At 56.5% G+C, this 18,492-nt stretch carries 16 protein-coding genes and 1 other RNA gene; 8 read left to right on the forward strand and 9 right to left on the reverse strand.

Annotation, left to right across the window (positions count from 1 at the left end; all coding sequences use genetic code 11):
• Positions 1-58: 58 nt before the first annotated feature.
• The 6 genes from rsgA to B30_RS12355 all read right to left on the reverse strand — a co-directional run bounded on the left by rsgA (position 59) and on the right by B30_RS12355 (position 6,394).
• Positions 59-1,117: a ribosome small subunit-dependent GTPase A gene (rsgA, locus tag B30_RS12335; RefSeq protein ID WP_009572416.1), complete on the reverse strand. Its 1,059-nt coding sequence runs from the start codon at positions 1,115-1,117 to the stop codon at positions 59-61.
• Positions 1,118-1,310: 193 nt separating this feature from the next.
• Positions 1,311-1,409: signal recognition particle sRNA small type (gene ffs / locus B30_RS21770), an RNA gene on the reverse strand.
• Between the two features lie 95 nt (positions 1,410-1,504).
• Entirely contained in the window at positions 1,505-2,269 is a 765-nt protein-coding gene (locus B30_RS12340) for an ABC transporter permease (RefSeq protein ID WP_009572417.1), read from the reverse strand.
• The gene (locus tag B30_RS12345; protein ID WP_009572418.1) at positions 2,266-3,057 is read right to left on the reverse strand and encodes an ABC transporter ATP-binding protein; all 792 of its coding nucleotides are present in this window, start codon (positions 3,055-3,057) and stop codon (positions 2,266-2,268) included. The genes B30_RS12340 and B30_RS12345 overlap by 4 nt, the downstream gene beginning before the upstream one ends.
• Before the next feature lie 116 nt (positions 3,058-3,173).
• Positions 3,174-4,181, reverse strand: a complete 1,008-nt coding sequence (locus tag B30_RS12350; protein WP_009572420.1) for an ABC transporter substrate-binding protein — start codon at positions 4,179-4,181, stop codon at positions 3,174-3,176.
• 236 nt (positions 4,182-4,417) lie between these two features.
• A complete protein-coding gene (locus B30_RS12355) occupies positions 4,418-6,394 on the reverse strand; it encodes a bifunctional 2',3'-cyclic-nucleotide 2'-phosphodiesterase/3'-nucleotidase (protein ID WP_009572423.1) in 1,977 nt (658 codons plus the stop codon).
• A gap of 249 nt (positions 6,395-6,643) precedes the next feature.
• Here B30_RS12355 and nudC point away from each other — a divergent pair, with 249 nt between their 5' ends.
• The gene (gene nudC, locus B30_RS12360; RefSeq protein ID WP_040402443.1) at positions 6,644-7,591 is read left to right on the forward strand and encodes an NAD(+) diphosphatase; all 948 of its coding nucleotides are present in this window, start codon (positions 6,644-6,646) and stop codon (positions 7,589-7,591) included.
• Positions 7,592-7,633: 42 nt separating this feature from the next.
• Positions 7,634-8,107, forward strand: coding sequence for an SRPBCC family protein (locus B30_RS12365; protein WP_009572427.1), 474 nt, complete (start codon positions 7,634-7,636; stop codon positions 8,105-8,107).
• Positions 8,108-8,132: 25 nt separating this feature from the next.
• Here the strand turns inward: B30_RS12365 and B30_RS12370 are convergent, their stop codons facing one another.
• A complete protein-coding gene (locus tag B30_RS12370; RefSeq protein WP_009572429.1) occupies positions 8,133-8,963 on the reverse strand; it encodes a prephenate dehydratase in 831 nt (276 codons plus the stop codon).
• Between the two features lie 122 nt (positions 8,964-9,085).
• Between B30_RS12370 and B30_RS12375 the strand changes: the two genes are divergently transcribed.
• The 5 genes from B30_RS12375 to B30_RS12395 all read left to right on the forward strand — a co-directional run bounded on the left by B30_RS12375 (position 9,086) and on the right by B30_RS12395 (position 15,506).
• Positions 9,086-9,607, forward strand: a complete 522-nt coding sequence (locus tag B30_RS12375; RefSeq protein WP_009572430.1) for a c-type cytochrome — start codon at positions 9,086-9,088, stop codon at positions 9,605-9,607.
• A 206-nt stretch (positions 9,608-9,813) separates the two neighbouring features.
• Positions 9,814-11,679, forward strand: a complete 1,866-nt coding sequence (locus B30_RS12380; protein WP_009572431.1) for an extracellular solute-binding protein — start codon at positions 9,814-9,816, stop codon at positions 11,677-11,679.
• Positions 11,680-11,698: 19 nt separating this feature from the next.
• A complete protein-coding gene (locus tag B30_RS12385; RefSeq protein WP_009572432.1) occupies positions 11,699-12,799 on the forward strand; it encodes a microcin C ABC transporter permease YejB in 1,101 nt (366 codons plus the stop codon).
• Positions 12,796-13,902: an ABC transporter permease gene (locus B30_RS12390; RefSeq protein ID WP_009572433.1), complete on the forward strand. Its 1,107-nt coding sequence runs from the start codon at positions 12,796-12,798 to the stop codon at positions 13,900-13,902. The genes B30_RS12385 and B30_RS12390 overlap by 4 nt, the downstream gene beginning before the upstream one ends.
• On the forward strand, positions 13,899-15,506 hold the full coding sequence (locus B30_RS12395; RefSeq protein WP_009572434.1) for an ABC transporter ATP-binding protein: 1,608 nt from the start codon (positions 13,899-13,901) through the stop codon (positions 15,504-15,506). The genes B30_RS12390 and B30_RS12395 overlap by 4 nt, the downstream gene beginning before the upstream one ends.
• Before the next feature lie 38 nt (positions 15,507-15,544).
• Here the strand turns inward: B30_RS12395 and B30_RS12400 are convergent, their stop codons facing one another.
• Positions 15,545-17,110, reverse strand: a complete 1,566-nt coding sequence (locus B30_RS12400; RefSeq protein ID WP_009572435.1) for a D-alanyl-D-alanine carboxypeptidase family protein — start codon at positions 17,108-17,110, stop codon at positions 15,545-15,547.
• 201 nt (positions 17,111-17,311) lie between these two features.
• The gene (locus B30_RS12405; protein ID WP_009572436.1) at positions 17,312-18,016 is read right to left on the reverse strand and encodes an HAD family hydrolase; all 705 of its coding nucleotides are present in this window, start codon (positions 18,014-18,016) and stop codon (positions 17,312-17,314) included.
• 139 nt (positions 18,017-18,155) lie between these two features.
• Between B30_RS12405 and clpS the strand changes: the two genes are divergently transcribed.
• Positions 18,156-18,479 carry an ATP-dependent Clp protease adapter ClpS gene (gene clpS / locus B30_RS12410; RefSeq protein ID WP_009572437.1) on the forward strand — a complete coding sequence of 108 codons (324 nt, stop codon included), beginning with the start codon at positions 18,156-18,158 and terminating at the stop codon, positions 18,477-18,479.
• Positions 18,480-18,492: the final 13 nt, after the last annotated feature.

Consider the following 18,492-nt stretch of genomic DNA (forward strand, 5'->3'; position numbering starts at 1 on the left):
AGGTAAGGCTGCGGGGCAAACCCCGCAACCGTGTTTCATGCGATCTTTGCGATTGGGCTCACTCGCCGCGTTTGACGCTTTTGACCTTTTTGGCTTGTTTCACCATTTTGGAGAACTTCCGCCCGCGCCCGCGCGCCTCGGAAATGCTTTCCGAATTGCGGCTGTCCTCTTCCATCAGCTTGCGCCAACGCTCGACCCGTGGCTCATCCAGTTCACCCGTTTCAATTGCCGCACGGATGGCACAGCCGGGTTCGGTGCGATGTTGGCAATCCGAAAATTTGCAGGTCATCGCCAGATCGGTGATGTCCTCAAACAGGGTGCCAATTCCCTCCATCGCATCGTGCAACGCCAATTCGCGCATCCCCGGCGTGTCGATCAACCAGCCGCCAGCGTGCATCCGGTGCATGGAGCGTGCCGTGGTGGTGTGGCGACCTTTGGCATCGTCTTCACGAATGTCGCCGACGTCCAAATCCTCGCCCGTCAGCCCACGCGCGATGGTGGATTTGCCCACCCCTGACGAGCCGACCAGCGCGAGGGTTTGCCCCGTGCCGCAGTAATGCTCCAAACGCGCGATGTCGGCGGGGTCTTTGGCGTTGATCGCCAAAACCTCGGCCTGATCGTAAATCGCCTTGGCTCGGTCCACATAGGCCTCGACCGGGATGTCTTCGGGTTTGTCGGCCTTGGTGATGACGATCACGGGCGTGGCTTCGGCTTCGATCGCAATGGCAAGATAGCGTTCGAGCCGCGCTTCGTTGAAGTCGGTGTTGCACGATGTGGTGATGAACAGCGTGTCGATATTGGCGGCGATCAGTTGCGCGGAGGCGGCAACGCCTGCGGCGCGGCGCGAGATTAGCGTGCGCCGATCCAGCCGCCGGATGATGCGTTCGCCGTCCGAAAGGACAAAGTCACCCACCGCCATATCGGTGGCGACATGATCTCCGGTCAGAGAAATGTCGAGCCGATCAAGCCCGGCGGAGAGCGCCACTACGGAGCGACGACGCACTTCGGACAGGCGCATGGGGGTGAGGGTTTCGAGTTCTTCGATGCTGAGTTGGCTGGTGAAAAACTGGCTCCAGCCGAGGGTTTTCAGGTCTGTAGATGTGGTGTCTTGGGTCATTGGTCTGCCTTGCGTGACACAAAAAGGGCCTCGCGCCGGGTAGGGCGGCGAGGGCATTCGGTCTCGGGCAGTCCGAAAATGGGAAACGCCTTAAACGGCAACAGCCCGAGGGGTGCAAGACAAGACAATCATCAAATTCCTCCTCGGTTGGCGGTTGCGGGCCACGCTTTCAAAGCTGCGACCCGGTGGCGTTAGGTGAGAGGCTGGACAACGACCCAAGCTGGACTCGTTACGGCTGCTTCCTTCCGGATCTGACCGGGTTGGCGAGGCGCTCGCCCGCGCCAACCTCTCAAGGGGTTACATAAGCGTCACAGGGCGGATTCGCAAGAGGGCGGATGACCCTCGCCCTCTTGATGATGTTTTTACCCCTATGGGCATTCCGCCCATTCATCCCTGTGGGCGTTCCGCCCAACCGGCAAAGATTTTCTCCAGCGCGACGACGATGTAATAAAGTACGATCCCCAAAAACGCCAAAGCGATCAGAACCGCGAACATCAGCGGGTAATCGGCGTTGATTTTGCCGCTATCAAACAGGTGGCCAAGGCCGCGCCCATGCGGTTCGACGATCTCCATCAGGTTGGTGCCGATAAAGGCCAGCGTGACCGACACTTTCAACGCGCCGAAAAATTCCGGTAGGGTTTTGGGCAAGGCGATCTTCCAGAAAATCGTCCATTTCGAGGCCCCGAGCGAGCGCAAGATGTCGCGATATTCCGGCTCCAAGGTGGACAGGCCGATGGAGACCGCCACGGAGATCGGAAAGAACGAAATCATGAAGGCGATGAGAATGGTGTTGAAATCATGCTGACCGATGAAAATCAGCGCGATCACCGGGACAACGGTGGCTTTGGGAATGGCGTTGAAGCCGACCAAAAGCGGGTAGAGCGCGTCGCGCATGGTGCGTGAAAAGCCCATAACCATGCCGATCAAGGTGCCGAAAATAACCGCAACGATCAGCCCGACAACGGTGCGCCAGAGCGTTTGCCAACCGTAAATGAGGAACAGGTTCCAATATTTCGCATAGGCGGGGATCAGATCCGAGGGCGAGGCCATTTTGTAATTTGGCCAGTGGTTGAACCAAACGATGAATTCCCAAAACGCCAGAAACGCGATGATGGCGAACGTTGGCGTGGCGACTTTTTTCCAATGTTTCATTGTGCCACCACCTCTGCGCGACCCTGCGCCACTTCGATCTGATGGCGCAGCCGATGCAGAATATCTGTGGCCTCCTGCGTGTAAATCACTTCCAAATCGGTGCGACCCGAAAGTTTTACATTTTCAACATGTTGGGTCGTTGCTGGTCGACCAGAGAGCACAATGACCTCGTCGGCCAAATAGACGCTCTCGCGCAAATCGTGGGTGATCAACACACCGGTGAACGGTTCTTCGGCGCGCAGGCGGTGCATGGTTTGCCACAGGTCTTCACGGGTAAAGGCATCAAGCGCGCCAAAGGGTTCGTCCATGATCAACACGTCGGGTTTGTGGACGATGGAGCGACACAGAGAGGCGCGTTGGCGCATCCCGCCGGAGAGTTCAGAGGGGCGTTTGTCCTCAAATCCATCAAGGCCAACGAGCGCCAAAAGATCGCGGGCGCGGTCTTGTTTTTGGCGTTTGCTCATGCTGTTGGGCACGATTTCGAGCGGCAGTAACACATTGTCCAAAATCGTGCGCCATTCCAAAAGCACCGGGTTTTGAAACGCCATGCCCACGGTCGAGCGCGGCGAGGTAACGCGTTCGCCATGCAGCCAAACCTCGCCCTCATCGGGTTTAATCAGCCCGGCGATCAGGCGTGTCAGCGTGGATTTGCCACAACCAGACGGGCCAACCACGGCGCAAAAATCGCCTTCCGGCACCGAAATGTTGAGGTTTTCGAGAACGGGCAGGGGGCCGTTTTCGGTTTTGTAGGCATGGGTCACGCCTTTGATGTCTATGAGGTTTGTCATCTGGCTCTCTGCCGTATCTGGGCCGTGTCTGGCTCCCGAATTCAGTCGGGTCTTGCCATAAAAAGCGGGCGCGGCCTTTGAAAAGGTCCCGCACCCGCATCATTCAGTTCAGGCGCTTATTTCAGCATCCGATCCGCCGCGGCGGGCAGATAGGCGTCGGTGAAATAGAGGCTCGCATCTGGTGCGGCCTTGAAGTCATAGACCATGCCGAGCTGCTCCAAAGAGCCTTCAAACCGCGCGTCGTCAATGCCACCAAAGCCGTTGGCCACAACGTAATCGGTCAACACGTTGCCTTCGAGCGCAAGCTCCAAGCGGCGGGTTTCAAGATCGACATCAGAGGCCGGGTTGTATTTCACCATGTTTTCCACGGCGGCTTTCGGATCGACAACCGCGTCTTTCCAACCGGCGACAACCGCGCTCAAAAAGCCTTTGATCGCGTCGGGGTGTTCGGCGGCAAAGTCGGTGTTGACCAAAAGCACGTTGCCATAAAGGCTCACGCCAAAATCGCTCATCATAATGGTCGAAATGTCATCCTCAGGCACGCCAAGACGCACGAGGTTGAGGTAGGATGAAAAGTTAAAGCCGGTGACAGCATCGACTTTGCCTTCGGCCAACATCGGTTCACGGGTTGGGAAACCCACCGGCTCGACGGTGATTTTCGACATGTCGAGATCGTTTTCGGCGGCAAAAATCGGGAACTGTGCCCATGCGCCATCGGGCGGCGGTGCGCCCAAAACGTGACCTTCAAGGTCTTTCGGTGCTTCAATACCCAAGGATTTGCGACCCACAACCGAAAACGCCGGGGCGTCATAGATCATCATAATTGCGGTGACGGGCGCGCCGGGGTTTTGATCGAGAAATTTCACCAGGCTGTTGATGTCGGCCATGCCAACGGGATAGGCGCCGGTGGCCACTTTCGGGATCGCGTCAAGCGAGCCCTGACCGGCAGAGATTTCCACCGACAGGTCCTGATCGGCGAAATACCCGGCCTCGATCGCGGTGAAAAACGGGGCGGCGGGGCCTTCGAATTTCCAATCGAGCGCAAAAGGCAGCGCGGTTTCGGCATAGGCAGCGGTTGCGGTCAGCGCAAAGGCTGCCAGAGTTGTAATGGATTTATAGAACATGGATTTCCCTCGTGTCGTTCCAACTCAGTGTGGCGCAGAGGTATTTTTGCCGCGAGGGTAAGGTCCACAATGGTGTATACGATTTATGCGCTGCGCAAAATCACAGCGCATAAATTCACTTATGCTTAAATATTGCGCAAATATGGCGAATCTCGACGTCTGCATGACGTAAGGGCACTCAGAAGTGTGCGACTCGCTGGGGCGGGTCTAGGTGACCAAACCCACCCCCCTGATATTCAAAGCGTGATGCGGAATTGCGCAAAGCCATCATGGCCTTCCCCCGCGTCCTCAATTGTGAGCCCTTCGAGATCGGCCAAATGTTGACGTGCGGCGGGGCCGGTTTCGAACAACACCGTGGTGTCACCCAAGGGGGCAAGTGACCAATTGTTGTCGGCGGCCGGATTGATCGTCCCTTGGTCCACGATATAGCGCACGATGATGTCGCGGTTGGTGTCCGGGCCTTCGAAAATCACGGTCGAGCCATCAGCGCCGGGGAAGGTGCCGCCACCGCCCGCGCGATAGTTGTTTGTGGCGACGATGAATTCCATGTCTTTGGTCACCGGTGCGCCATTGTAAGTCAGATTGACGATGCGCGAGGCGTTCGGGTTCAAAACCTCGCCATTGGTGTCAAACCGCGACGGCTGCGAAATGTCGATTTGGTAGGTCACGCCGTCGATGACATCGAAATTGTAGGAGGCAAAATCCGGGTTGAGCAAAAGCGCATCTTTCGCGCCTTTTTCGACCTGATTGAACATGCCAGCGGAGCGCTCCAGCCAGCCTTTGAGTTGCGCGCCGTTGATCCGCACCGCGCGGATCGTGTTCGGGTAAAGGTAAAGATCGGCGACGTTTTTGATCGCCACATCGCCCACGGCCACATCGGTGTAATACTCAGCCCCGCCACGACCACCGGCCTTAAACGGTGCCGCAGCGGAGAGGATTGGCAGGCCGTCATGTTCGGTGCCTTTCATCATCTCGGCAATGTACCAAAGCTGGGCGTTGGAGACGATTTGCACCGACGGGTCATCGGCCACGAGGGCAAAATAGGAATGTAGCGGCGCGTTGGTTTTGCCCACGGCGCGGCGCACATAGGCGAGCGTCTGTTCATGAACGTCCAGGATCGAGGCCAAAACCGGTTCGACACTTTCGACCAAAGGCGATATCGAGCGGTCTTCGTTGCGCTGCGAGATCGGGCGAGTTTCGACCGAATTGGTCACCACGCGCCACGCAGTGCCATCTTTCTCCAACAGCAAATCCATGACACCCAGATGCGAACCCCAATAGCCGCCCATCACCGCCGGTTTGCCGTGGATCAGGCCCTTTTGCGCATCGACGGCCGCATAGCCATCATAGGTCGCGGACGGGAAAACAAGGTGGGAATGCCCAGTCATCAGCGCGTCAATGCCGTCAATCTCGGCCAGAGGCACGGAGGCATTTTCCATCTTGTCACTGTGATCGGCAGAACCGATGCCAGAGTGGTTCAGTGCGATGATAATATCCGCGCCTTTTTCTTTCATTTCAGGCACATAGGCCCGGGCTGTTTCGACGATGTCGCGGGCCTCAACGGCGCCTTCAAGGTTCTTGCGGTCCCACATCATGATCTGCGGCGGGACAAACCCGATTAGGCCGATTTTGATGGTGTGGGTCTCGCCGGAGCCATCGGTCAGCTCGCGATCCAAAATCACATAGGGTGGCAAAAGCGTTTTATCGGCGCGTGGGTTGGCACCCATCTCGGAGACGACATTGGCGGAAATCACCGGATAATTGGCCCCGGCCAAAGCCTTCATCAAAAAGGGAATGCCGTAGTTGAATTCATGGTTGCCCAAAGTGGAGGCGTCAAAACCCACGGTGTTCATCGCGGTGATGACGGGGTGCATGTCACCCTCTTTCATCCCGCGCTCATAGGCGATGAAATCACCCATCGGATTGCCCTGAAGGAAATCGCCATTGTCCACCAGCATGGTATTGGTCGCCTCGGCACGCACGTTATTGATATGCGCGGCAGTGCGGGCAAGCCCGACTGTGTCGATCGGTTTGTCCGAGTAATAGTCATATGGAAAGACATGCACATGCAGGTCGGTCGTTTCCATAATCCGCAAATGTGCTTGGTTTACGCCTGCACGCGCTGAAAAAGGGTGAAGAGCAATCAAGGCAGATCCTGCGATTGTACCGGACATAAAGCCGCGGCGATTCATATTTGTTTTCAAACGGCTCATGATGCGCCTCCTTCTGACTAACGATGGCGCAAACATTTACACGCCACAAGACACTGGTGTGACGGATACAAATTTATCAGCCCTATGACTTGAAACAAATCCTTTTGGGGGGCTTTTCAATCGAGCCAACAACCTTGAGTTGTATTTTCAACTATTGTCGCACAGATGCAACATAATCTTGTGTTTCCTGCAAAGAATGTGGAGTTGAAATACTGGCTGCGTATCAAAAACCAACATATGGCTGAACGCATGAGAAAAGAATCTGTGGTTTTTGCAGCGGGAGCGCTGCGTCGTGAGGCCCATTTGCGACCTGATGCCAAGCGGCTTTGGGGGCAAGAAAACGCTTTGGTTATAACCTTTTGGCACAAAATGCCTTTGATGCGACGAACGGGCGGGCTTGCGTTTTGCACAACCGACCATGTCGCCTATGATCCCGGCAAACACCCCTGTCTATTCTTAGGCCTCTCGGACGAGAATGTGCCGATTTTTGCGGTCGATGTCGATCATTGGCAGGTCGCTGTGCCGACAGAAGAGGCGGCTTTGCCATGGTCAGGGGGCGCCGTTCCCTGTGCAGAAATCGAAGGGACGGAGTTTCGCGACCTGAGATCGCTGATGACGCTTTTGACTCCCTGGGAGGCAGAGATTGCGGCCACGGCGCGCGGCATTTTAGAATGGCATGGGCGGCACATGTTCTGTGCCAATTGCGGCGCGCCCACGGCGATGTCCGATGGCGGTTGGCGGCGCGATTGTGCGGCTTGTTCGGTGCAACATTTCCCACGCACTGACCCTGTGGTGATCATGTTGGTGACCCATGGAAATTCCGTGCTTTTGGGGCGCGATGCGGCCTGGCCCGAAGGAATGTATTCGCTTTTGGCCGGTTTCATGGAGCCGGGCGAGCCGATTGAGGCCGCCGTGCGGCGTGAGGTTTTGGAAGAAGCGGGGGTGGTCGTTGGCACGGTCGAGTATGTCGCCAGCCAGCCTTGGCCATTTCCGGCCTCTTTGATGATCGGCTGTCGCGCTGAGGCTTTGACAACTGAGATCACGCTGGACCCCAATGAGCTTGAGGATGCGCTTTGGCTGACGCGCGAAGAGCTTGCAAACGCGATGGCGGGTCTGTCTGGCAAAATTCGACCTGCCCGAAAGGGCGCATTGGCGCAATTTCTTCTGACCAAGTGGCTTGCGGACTGTTGGGAATAACGGGATAACATGCCCTGGGGCACTGATCACAAGTGAGTTGGCATGAAATTTTCGACCCGTCAGGACATTGAAGCACCGGCAGAGTTTGTGTTTGAGCGCTTCGCTGATTTTGAAGGCCTGGAGCGTCAGGCAATGCGGCGCGGCATTGATGTCAAGCGCAAATCGCCCAGTCAGCCGCGTGGAGTTGGCGCCGGATGGACGCTGAAAGTGCCGTTTCGGGGCAAACTGCGCGATTTGGCCGTTGAAATCCGCGACTATGATGCGCCCAATGGTTTGGTGGCCGATGCGAAATCCGGCGGGTTGGACATGATTTTGACCGCCGATCTTATGGCGCTGTCGCCGCACCGCACGCGCATGACACTTGGCTACGATGTGCAACCAAACACCTTGTCGGCTCGGATTTTGGTTCAGTCCGTGAAATTCGCCAAGAGCACATTGCAAAAGCGGTTCGAGACGCGGGTGTCAAAGTTTTGCGACCATTTATCGGATGAATACAAAGGCGCGCCCAGAAAATAATCGGGACGCGCCTAAAAATGTGTGTTTAGGTTCGACGCGGATCGGCCGGATAGACGCCTAAAATCTCAACCATTTCTGTGAAATAGCCCAATTCATCCAGGGCACGACGCACGTTCTCATCGTCGGGATGGCCTTCGATATCGGCATAAAACTGCGTCGCGGTGAACACCCCGTCGACCATGTAGCTTTCCAGCTTGGTCATGTTCACGCCATTGGTGGCAAAGCCCCCCATCGCTTTATAGAGCGCGGCGGGGAGGTTGCGGACGCGGAACATAAAGGCTGTGACCATTTTGTCTGCGCGGCGGGTATAATCGGCCTCGCGCGCCATGATCAAAAAGCGGGTGGTGTTGAGTTTGTGGTCCTCAATATGGCGTGCCAGCACATCGAGGCCGAAAATTTCACCGGCAAGTTCCGAGGCAAAAGCCCCGATCTGTGGATTGCCCTCTTCTTTCACGGAACGCGCAGCGGCGGCATTGTCGGACCAATTGACCGTGGTCAGGCCGTGGTCGCGCACAAAGCCGCGCGCCTGACCCAAAAGCACCGACATGGCGCGCACCAGTTTGATGTCGGAGGGGTTTGTGCCGGGCAGACCCAAAAGGTTCACATGCACCCGCACGAAGGTTTCATCAATGATGTGCAGACCTGATTCCGGTAAAAGATGATAGACGTCCTGCACACGACCGTAGGTCGAATTTTCAACCGCAATCATGCCCAGGTCAGCCGCCCCCGAGCGCACAGCTTCCATCGCATCCTCAAAAGTCGGGCAGGGCAGGGGCTCAAACTCGGGACGTGCTTCGCGACATGCCTGATGGGAATATGACCCCGGTTCTCCCTGAAATGCGATGCGTCTGGTCATTCTCGACCCCTTTTGTCTCATAGTTTTGCGCTAACTTGCGTGGGTGACGGTCTTATACCTTGAAATGCAGTAGGGGAAGCGGGTAGATAGCGCGCGACGAATGCATATAAACGGAACGCGACATGTTCAACACTATGACCATCACCAAGGTCGTCGGCGGCCTCTGCGGCACCTTCTTGATCTTCCTTTTCGCCAATTGGGCTGGGACTTCCATCTACTCGATGGGCGGCGCAGGTCATGAGGGCGAACACGCCCAAGCCTATGTGATTGCCACGGGCGAAGAGGATGCGGCCCCGGCAGAAGAGGTGGTCCAAGTGAGCTTTGACGAGCTTCTGGCCTCTGCGGATGTTGCGAAAGGCGAAAAAGTCTTTTCCAAATGCAAAGCCTGCCACAAGGTGGACGGCACCAACGGCACCGGTCCGCATCTTGATGGCGTGTTTGAACGTGTGGTCGCAAGCGTCGATGGGTTTGCCTACTCCGACGGCATGATGGCTCATGGCGGCGCATGGACACCCGAGGCGCTCAACGAATTTCTGCTCAACCCGAAAGGCGTTGTTTCGGGCACAAAAATGTCTTTCGCAGGACTGCCGAAGATCGAAGATCGCGCCAATCTCGTGGCCTATCTTCAGTCGATCTCTGGCTGATCTCAACAGATCGCGCCTGATTGCATCACAAACCCCCATTGGCCGCGTGCCAGTGGGGGTTTTCTTATGCAAACTCTTACGCGCTTGGGTGTGATCACGGTTTTTCGATGTGTTGTAACTTGCATGTGGGCGCGTCGACACATTACCGTCGCACAGAGCAAGACGCGCAGCCCAACTGCGCCTCACAACACTTTCGGAGGTTCCATATGTTCGCACGCCCCGCTTTTCGCACAGGTTTCCCGATCTTGGCCCTGTTGGCGCTTTTGAGTGGAGCCGCGAAAGCTGAGGACACGATCACGCGCACATGGTTCACCGACTGGGATACGGTGAAATACTCCGAACCCTTTGATCATCTCGATTACGTCAATCCAGACGCGCCCAAGGGTGGCGGCATTGTTTTGGGCACAGTTGGTACTTTTGACAGTATGAACCCCTTCTCTACGCTGTCAGGGACGCCTGCCGCCTTGTCGTCAACCCCGTATGAGCGGCTGATGGACGGGACGGCGGATGAATTCACCGGCGCGCAATACTGTCTTTTGTGTGAAACATTGGAATATCCTGAAAGTCAGGAGTGGGTGATTTTCCACCTGCGCAAGGATGTGCGTTTTTCCGACGGCTCGCCGATGACCGCCGAGGATGTGGTGTTCACCCATAATAAATTCATCAACGAAGCGACGCCGTCTTGGCGCGCGGGCGTCAGTGCGATGATTGCGCATGTCGAGGCGCTTGACCCTTATACCGTCAAATTCACCTTTCAGCCGGACATCCCGCGCAAAGGGTTGATCGGACAGGCCGGGTCCACCTTGGTGATGCAAAAGGCGTGGTTTGAGGACAATGACGCCAAGTTGGATGAGAAGCGTTTCGATGTTTCTCCCGGCACAGGGGCCTATATGTTGGACAGCTACGACGCCGGCCAATGGGTGAAATACAAACGCAACCCGGACTATTGGGGCGCCAAACATCCGCTCAAAGTCGGGCGCGAGAATTTCGACACCATCAAGGTGATCTATTTCGGCGATACGATTGCAGCGTTTGAGGCGTTTAAATCGGGTGAAATCACCTTTCGCCAAGAGACCTCGTCTTTGAATTGGGCCACCGCCTATGATTTTCCGGCCTTGAAAAAGGGCTGGGTGATCAAAGCTGCGCTTCATGATGGCTCGCTGCCGGGTGCGGCCGGATTTTTGTTCAACCTGCGCCGGGACAAGTTCCAGGATCGCAATGTGCGTTTGGCGCTTGGGTTGATGTATAATTTCACCTGGACCAACGACACGCTGCAATACGGGCTGTTCAAACAGCGCGAGAGCTTTTGGGAAACGCCGCAGCTCAAGGCCACCGGCCTGCCGGAGGGCAAAGAATTGGCCTACCTCGAAGAGGTTCGCGACCTGGTCCCGCCTGAGATTTTCACCGAAGAGGCGTTCGTGCCCCACACGTCGGGAGAACGCTCTTTGGATCGTAAGAACCTGCGCAAGGCATTGGCTTTGCTTGAAAAGGCTGGGTATACGCCCGACTCTGACGGGAAATTGCGCAATGCCAAGGGCGAAACGCTGGATGTGGAATTCCTGCATTACAACCCGGCTTGGGATCGCATCATCAACCCCTATATCGAAAACCTCGTCGCGCTGGGCGTGAACGCCAGCTACAACCGCGTCGATGCAAACCAATACCAAGCCCGGACCCAAAGTTTTGATTACGATATGATCTACAGCGGCTATACGAACGGGTTTGAAGAAGGCTCCAGCTTTGATCAGAAATACGGATCGGACAACGTGAACGACGTGTTCAACCCGGCGGGTCTGTCTGATCCGGCGATTGATCATCTGGGCAAACGGGTGCTTGAGGTCGAAAGCTATGATGACATGGCCGCCCTTGTGCGCGCCGCCGACCGGATCATGCGCTACGACTATTTCATCGTCCCCGCGCATATGAACGACAAACACTGGGTGGCCTATTACAACATGTATGAGCATCCGTCCGAGGATAAAATGCCGCCGCTTGATCTGGGGTATCTGGATTTCTGGTGGGTCAATGCCGACAAAGAGCGGGCGCTCAAAGCCGCCGGCGCGTTGAAATAAGCCAGTCAGGACAATCCGCATGGGAGCCTATATTTTAAGGCGCATTTTGTTGATCATTCCGACTTTGCTCGGCATCATGATCCTCAATTTCGCGCTCACCCAATTCGTGCCCGGCGGCCCTGTCGAACAGGTGTTGGCCAACATGCGTGGCGAAGGCGACGCCTTTGCCTCCTTTACCGGCGGTCAGGGCGACGCGGGTCAAAACATGGATGTGCTCGATGGCAACGGCTATGAAAGCGAATATGCCGGGGCGCGCGGCCTTCCGCCCGAGTTCATTAAAGATCTGGAGCGTCAATTTGGCCTCGATAAGCCGCCTTTGGAACGCTTTTTGTCGATGATGTGGAACTACATGCGGTTTGATTTCGGCGAGAGCTATTTCAAATCCGAGAAGGTGCTTGATCTGGTGTGGGACAAGCTGCCCGTGTCGATCACCCTTGGGCTTTGGGCGACGCTGATCTCCTATATGATCTCAATTCCCTTGGGCATCCGCAAGGCGGTCCGGGATGGATCGAACTTTGACACATGGACCTCCGGCATCATCATCGCGGCCTATGCCATTCCCGGATTTCTCTTTGCGATCATGCTGTTGGTGTTGTTCGCGGGTGGCTCTTATTGGCAAATCTTCCCGCTGCGCGGGCTGACCTCACCGAATTGGAGCGACATGACGCTGGTCGGCAAGGCATTGGATTACCTTTGGCACATCACCCTGCCGGTCTTGGCCTCGGTGATCTCGTCTTTTGCCACGCTCACGCTGTTGACCAAAAACTCCTTCCTCGATGAAATCCGCAAACAATACGTTGTCACCGCCAAGGCCAAGGGCCTGTCCGAATCCCGCGTCCTCTACGGCCATGTGTTTCGCAATGCGATGTTGATCGTGATCGCGGGTTTTCCGGGTCTGTTTCTGGGTGTTTTCTTTGGCGGCTCGGTCATCATCGAAACGCTGTTCTCGCTCGATGGGTTGGGGCGTTTGGGCTACCAGGCCGCGCTTGAACGCGACTATCCGGTGATCTTTGGCACGTTGTTTTTCTTTGGTCTCATCGGCCTGTTGATCGGCATCCTCTCTGACCTGATGTATGTCTTTGTCGACCCGCGCATAGACTTTGAAAAGAGGGACACATGACACTTTCCCCCCTCAACCAACGGCGTTGGCGCAACTTTCGCGCCAACCGTCGTGCGTTTTGGTCGCTGATCATCTTTTCGATCCTGTTCGGCCTGTCGCTGTTTGCCGAATTTCTGGCCAATGACAAACCGATCCTCGTGCAGTATCGCGGCGGCTATTACATGCCGATTTTCAAATTCTACCCGGAAACCGAATTTGGCGGTGATTTTAAAACCGAAGCGGTCTATCGCTATGCCGAGGTACAATGTTTGGTCAAAACCGGCGGCATGGTCGACTGTTTCGACGATCCTGACACCCTGATCGAAGATGCCAAAGATGGCGTCATCAACGGGGACAAGATCGAGAAAGGCTGGATGCTCTGGCCGCCGATCCGCTATTCGTTCAACACCCAAGTTGAGGGGCCGGGGGCCGCACCCTCGCCGCCGACCTCCCAAAACTGGCTGGGCACCGATGACACCAAACGCGATGTCGTCGCCCGCGTCATTTACGGCTTCCGCCTATCGGTGTTCTTCACCCTCATCGTCTCGGTGCTCTCGTCTTTCGTTGGCATCATCGCAGGCGCGCTTCAGGGATTTTTTGGCGGACGCACCGACCTGATTTTCCAACGGATTTTAGAGATTTGGGGCGCGATGCCGTCGCTCTATGTGATCATCATCCTGTTTGCCATTTTGGGACGAAGTTTCTGGCTTTTGGTGATGGTGACCATCCTGTTCGGCTGGACCGCCTTGGTCGGGGTGGTACGGGCCGAATTCCTGCGGGCGCGCAATTTCGAATATATCCGTGCGGCGCGTGCGCTTGGCGTTTCCAACGGCACCATCATGTTCCGCCACATGTTGCCCAACGCCATGGTCGCCACTTTGACGATGCTGCCCTTTATCGTGACGGGCAACATCGGCACGTTGGCCTCGCTGGATTTCTTGGGATTCGGGCTGCCCTCATCCTACCCCTCATTGGGCGAAATGACGCTTCAGGCCAAACAGAACCTTCAGGCGCCATGGCTGGGTTTCACCGCTTTTTTCACCTACGCGATCATGCTGTCGCTGCTTGTCTTTATCTTTGAAGGCGTGCGCGATGCTTTTGACCCGAGAAAGACCTTTCGATGAGCCTTTTGCGCTACACAGATCTCCGCGTTGGCTTCCGTCAGGACGGGGGCACGGTCGAGGCCGTCAAAGGCGTGTCTTTTGCCGTTGAAAAAGGCGAAACCGTTGCGCTTGTGGGTGAATCTGGCTCCGGCAAATCCGTCACGGCGCTCTCCAGCGTGAATCTTTTGCCCGACACGGCCGAGATCACGGGCTCGATCATCTATCAGGGTCAAGAGCTTGTCGGGGCGTCCGAAAAGGAACTCCGCAAACTGCGCGGCAATGACATCAGCTTTATCTTCCAAGAGCCGATGACCTCACTCAACCCGTTGCACACGCTGGAAAAACAGCTTTCCGAGGTGCTTTTGATCCACCACGGCATGACCGGCACCGCGGCGCGCACTCGGGTGATTGAACTCCTGGAACAGGTCGGCATCCATGAGCCGGAAAGCCGTCTCAAAGACTATCCGCACCAACTTTCGGGCGGCCAACGTCAGCGTGTGATGATCGCCATGGCTCTGGCCAATGACCCCGAGCTTTTGATTGCGGACGAACCGACCACGGCGCTTGATGTGACCATTCAGGCGCAGATTCTGGAGCTGTTGCGCGAGCTCAAGGATCGGCTTGGCATGTCGATGCTTTTCATCACCCATGACCTCAATATCGTGCGCAAAATCGCCGATCGGGTCTGCGTGATGAAAGACGGGGAGATTGTCGAAACCGGCCCGACGGCGTTGATTTTCGACAATCCGCAACATCCCTACACCCAAATGCTTTTGGCCGCCGCTGCGACGGGTCGCCCGGACCCGGTGCCCGAAGGGGCCAAGGTTGTGGCCGAAACCGAGAAATTACGCATCTGGTTCCCGGTGCAGCGCGGGTTTCTGCGCAAAACGGTGGGCTATGTCAAAGCGGTCAATGCCGCATCGTTTTCGGTACGCGAAGGCGAAACCGTGGGCATCGTGGGCGAATCTGGTTCTGGCAAAACCACGTTGGCACTGGCGATGATGCGGTTGATTTCCTCACAGGGGCCAGTGGTCGTTTTGGGGCAAGACATTCAGGGCTGGTCCAACCGTCAACTTCGACCACTGCGCGCCGATATGCAGATCGTGTTTCAGGACCCGTTCGGCTCCCTCTCGCCGCGGATGACCGTGGCGCAGATCATCGCCGAAGGTTTGAGCGTGCATAAGGTCGACGGCTATGCCTCCAATGAGGCGGCGGTGATCGACATCATGCGCGAGGTTGGGCTCGACCCCGAAACCCGCCATCGCTATCCGCACGAGTTTTCCGGCGGGCAACGCCAACGCATCGCCATTGCCCGCGCGATGATCCTGCGACCCCGCCTGTTGGTCTTGGACGAGCCGACCTCGGCGCTCGATATGACGGTTCAGGTGCAGATCGTTGAGCTTTTGCGCAAGCTGCAAGTCACGCATAGGCTGGCCTATCTGTTCATCTCCCACGACCTGCGGGTTGTGAGGGCGTTGAGCCATAAGGTTCTGGTGATGAAGCGCGGCGACGTGGTTGAGGCGGGCGACGCCGATGCGATTTTTGACGCCCCGCAAATGGCCTACACCCGCGCCTTGGTGGCGGCGGCGTTTGATCTAAAAGTAGAAGAGGGCGCAGGGTTGTAACACCCCACGCCCTCTCTTTTCAGCTTAATGTATCTGGTTCAGGACGGGCCGATGGGCGCACAGTCCGTGCCGCGCGCTTCCAACCGGCGACAGGTCATCGCGGCCAAATCCTCGGTCAGCCCAAGGAAGTTGGCGTCATAGCCGCGTTTGGTTTTGACCACTTTGCGCAGTGCGCCATCAAGCATTTCGATCTCTGTCAGCGCGGTGCGCAACAGCTCCTTGCGGGCTTCATATTCCGAGCCGTACGTGCCGATGTTGATGCCCCAATGGCGGTTGCCAGAGGTCGAAATCCGCGTCACCACTTCGGGTCCTGTCGGGACCGGATCGGCGGCGACGGCGGATGTGGGTTCGATCGAGGCGAGTTGCAATGTTTCAGGCGCTTCGGTGCGCGTAGGGCGCAGGATCGGCGCGATGGCGGGTATCGCAGGCGCGGTTTGAGCCCGCGAGGCTTCCGCCGCTAAAATCGTGCTGGCTTCTACCGTGGCTTCGGTCGCAGCGGCCAAAAGTGCGGCCTCTTGATTGGCTTTTTCCAAAGCGGAGAACACGTCATCCGAGGCGGCCAGTAACATTTGTTCATCCTCGGGTGCCAGTTCGCGCATTGGGCGGGCTTTCGGGATCGGGCTTTTGGCCATATTGACGCTCACCCGGACGATTTTCGACGCCACTTTCGGCGCGGTTTGGCCCTCGGCGACCATAACGGCGCCGCCGCCAACCTGACCCAAATAGGGTGGCTTTTTCGGTTTGATGACAGAGACATTGGTCGGCGCGCGTTTGAAGCCAAGGTCCATCAATTCGGCCACTTTGGCATTGCGCGATGCGGTGGAACGACCACCGAAAACGGTGGTGATGATCCGCTCACTGCCATGCTGTGCCGAGGCCACGAGGTTAAACCCTGCCGCCGCAGTGTATCCGGTTTTGATGCCATCTGCGCCGGGATAGGCGCTCAGAAACCGCGAGTTGGTGTGGGTGACGGTGGTCACACCCGCGTCGGCAGTTTTGCGTGAAAAGATGTTGTAATATTCCGGGTAGTCATAAAACACATGGCGCCCCAAAACGGACATGTCGCGGGCGGTCGACAGGTGGCCTTCTTCGGTCAGGCCATTGGCGTTTTTGAACGTGGTGCGCGACATGCCAAGCTCTTTGGCGGTGCGGTTCATCCGGCGGGCAAATGCGGCCTCGGAGCCTTCGATGGCCTCGCCAATGGCCGTGGCGGCATCATTGGCGGATTTCACGGCAGCGGCGCGGATGAGATAGCGCAGTTTGATTTTTTGACCGGCCTTGAGGCCCAATTTCGAAGGCGGTTCAGAGGCGGCATTGCGCGACACGGTGACGAGGGTGTCGAGGGTGATTTCACCATGTTCGACCGCCTCAAAAGCGATGTAGAGCGTCATCATCTTGGTCAGGGAGGCGGGGTGCAACCGGGTGTCGGCATTGGTAGCGTGCAACACTTTGCCATTGCGTGCATCCATCACCAGCGCGGCATATTCCGCCGCCATCATCTTTGCCGACATTGCGACGGTCATCGCAAAGGCGATCAAAATAAGAGGGAAAATGCGTCTTGATACGGCACGCAGGACACCCCGCGCTTGCACGTTGCTCATCATGATAAATCTGCCTCGTCCTGCCGGATCATCTCGCCCAGCTTATTTTGAAAACGTAGCACAGGCTTTCGTTTGAGAAAACCGCGAATTTTCAAAGACTTTGTGAGGGTGCAGAGTTGCAACGCCACATGTGGTGGCTATGGCCGCGTTGCCCACCACATGGTGAAGTTTGCAGTATGAAAAAGAAATCTGTGGAGGCTCTGTTCAAAGGTCGAGCGTTTCGATGAGCGTAGGCAGCGCCCCCAAATCACCCAATTGGCGGTATCGGGGATGATCTTCGGGCGCTTCCGCATGTTCGATTTCCCACGTCCAATTGTGCGGAATGAACACGCCCCAGGCCCCGGCTTCAAGCGGCGGCAGAACATCGGATTTCATCGAATTGCCCACCATCATCGCGGCTTCGGGGGCCACATTATGGCGCGCGAAAATGCCGGCATAGACCTCGGGTGTCTTGGCAGAGACGATTTCGACCCCATCAAACAGATCGCCCAAACCGGATTGCGCCAATTTGCGTTCCTGATCCAACAGATCGCCTTTGGTCACCAACAGGATTTCATGCTGCTCGGCCAAGGCGCGTACTGTCTCTTCGACGCCATCGAGCAGGTGAATCGGGTGGCGCAACATGTCCTGTCCGGCGGCAATCAATTCGGCGATCACCGAGGCAGGAACGCTTTGATCTGTTACCTCAATCGCCGTTTCGATCATCGACAAGACAAAGCCTTTGATGCCGAATCCATATTGGCCAAGGTTGCGCCGTTCCGCCGCCAAAAGCCGCCCCGCCAAGTGATCGCGCTCGGTGTAATCGGACAAAAGATCGGCGAATCGTTCTTGGGTCATGCGAAAAAACGCCTCGTTTTCCCAAAGCGTGTCATCGGCATCGAACGCGATTGTCGCGAGTTTGACAGACATATGCTATGCTCCCTTTACTGCTTTTGGCATAACCCTCTTTATTCATGCGAAAAAGGGGCTATATAACGCCAATCAAGACCGTAAGTTTGTGCAAAATCCAAAAATCGGAGACGCCAGAGTGACCCTCTTGCCTCACATGATGTCCGACAAAGACGACCGTTTCGACGACGGCGATGTCGATCTTGCGCTTAAAACGAAGCCGAAAACCAAGCGTCCGCCATTGTATAAGGTGATGCTTTTGAACGACGATTACACGCCGATGGAATTTGTCGTTCTGGTGCTGGAGCGCTTTTTTGGCATTGGCCATGGTCATGCGACGGAGATCATGTTGACCGTGCATAAAAAGGGCTTGGCCGTCGTTGGGGTCTTTCCGTTTGAGATTGCCGAAACCAAAGTGCAGCAGGTGATGGATTTCGCCCGCCGCCATCAACATCCGCTGCAATGCACGATGGAAAAGGAATAGGCGTTTCGCCGCT

It is taken from the genome of Celeribacter baekdonensis B30 (assembly GCF_000299875.1).
In the GTDB taxonomy this organism is placed as follows: Bacteria; Pseudomonadota; Alphaproteobacteria; order Rhodobacterales; family Rhodobacteraceae; genus Celeribacter; species Celeribacter baekdonensis_A.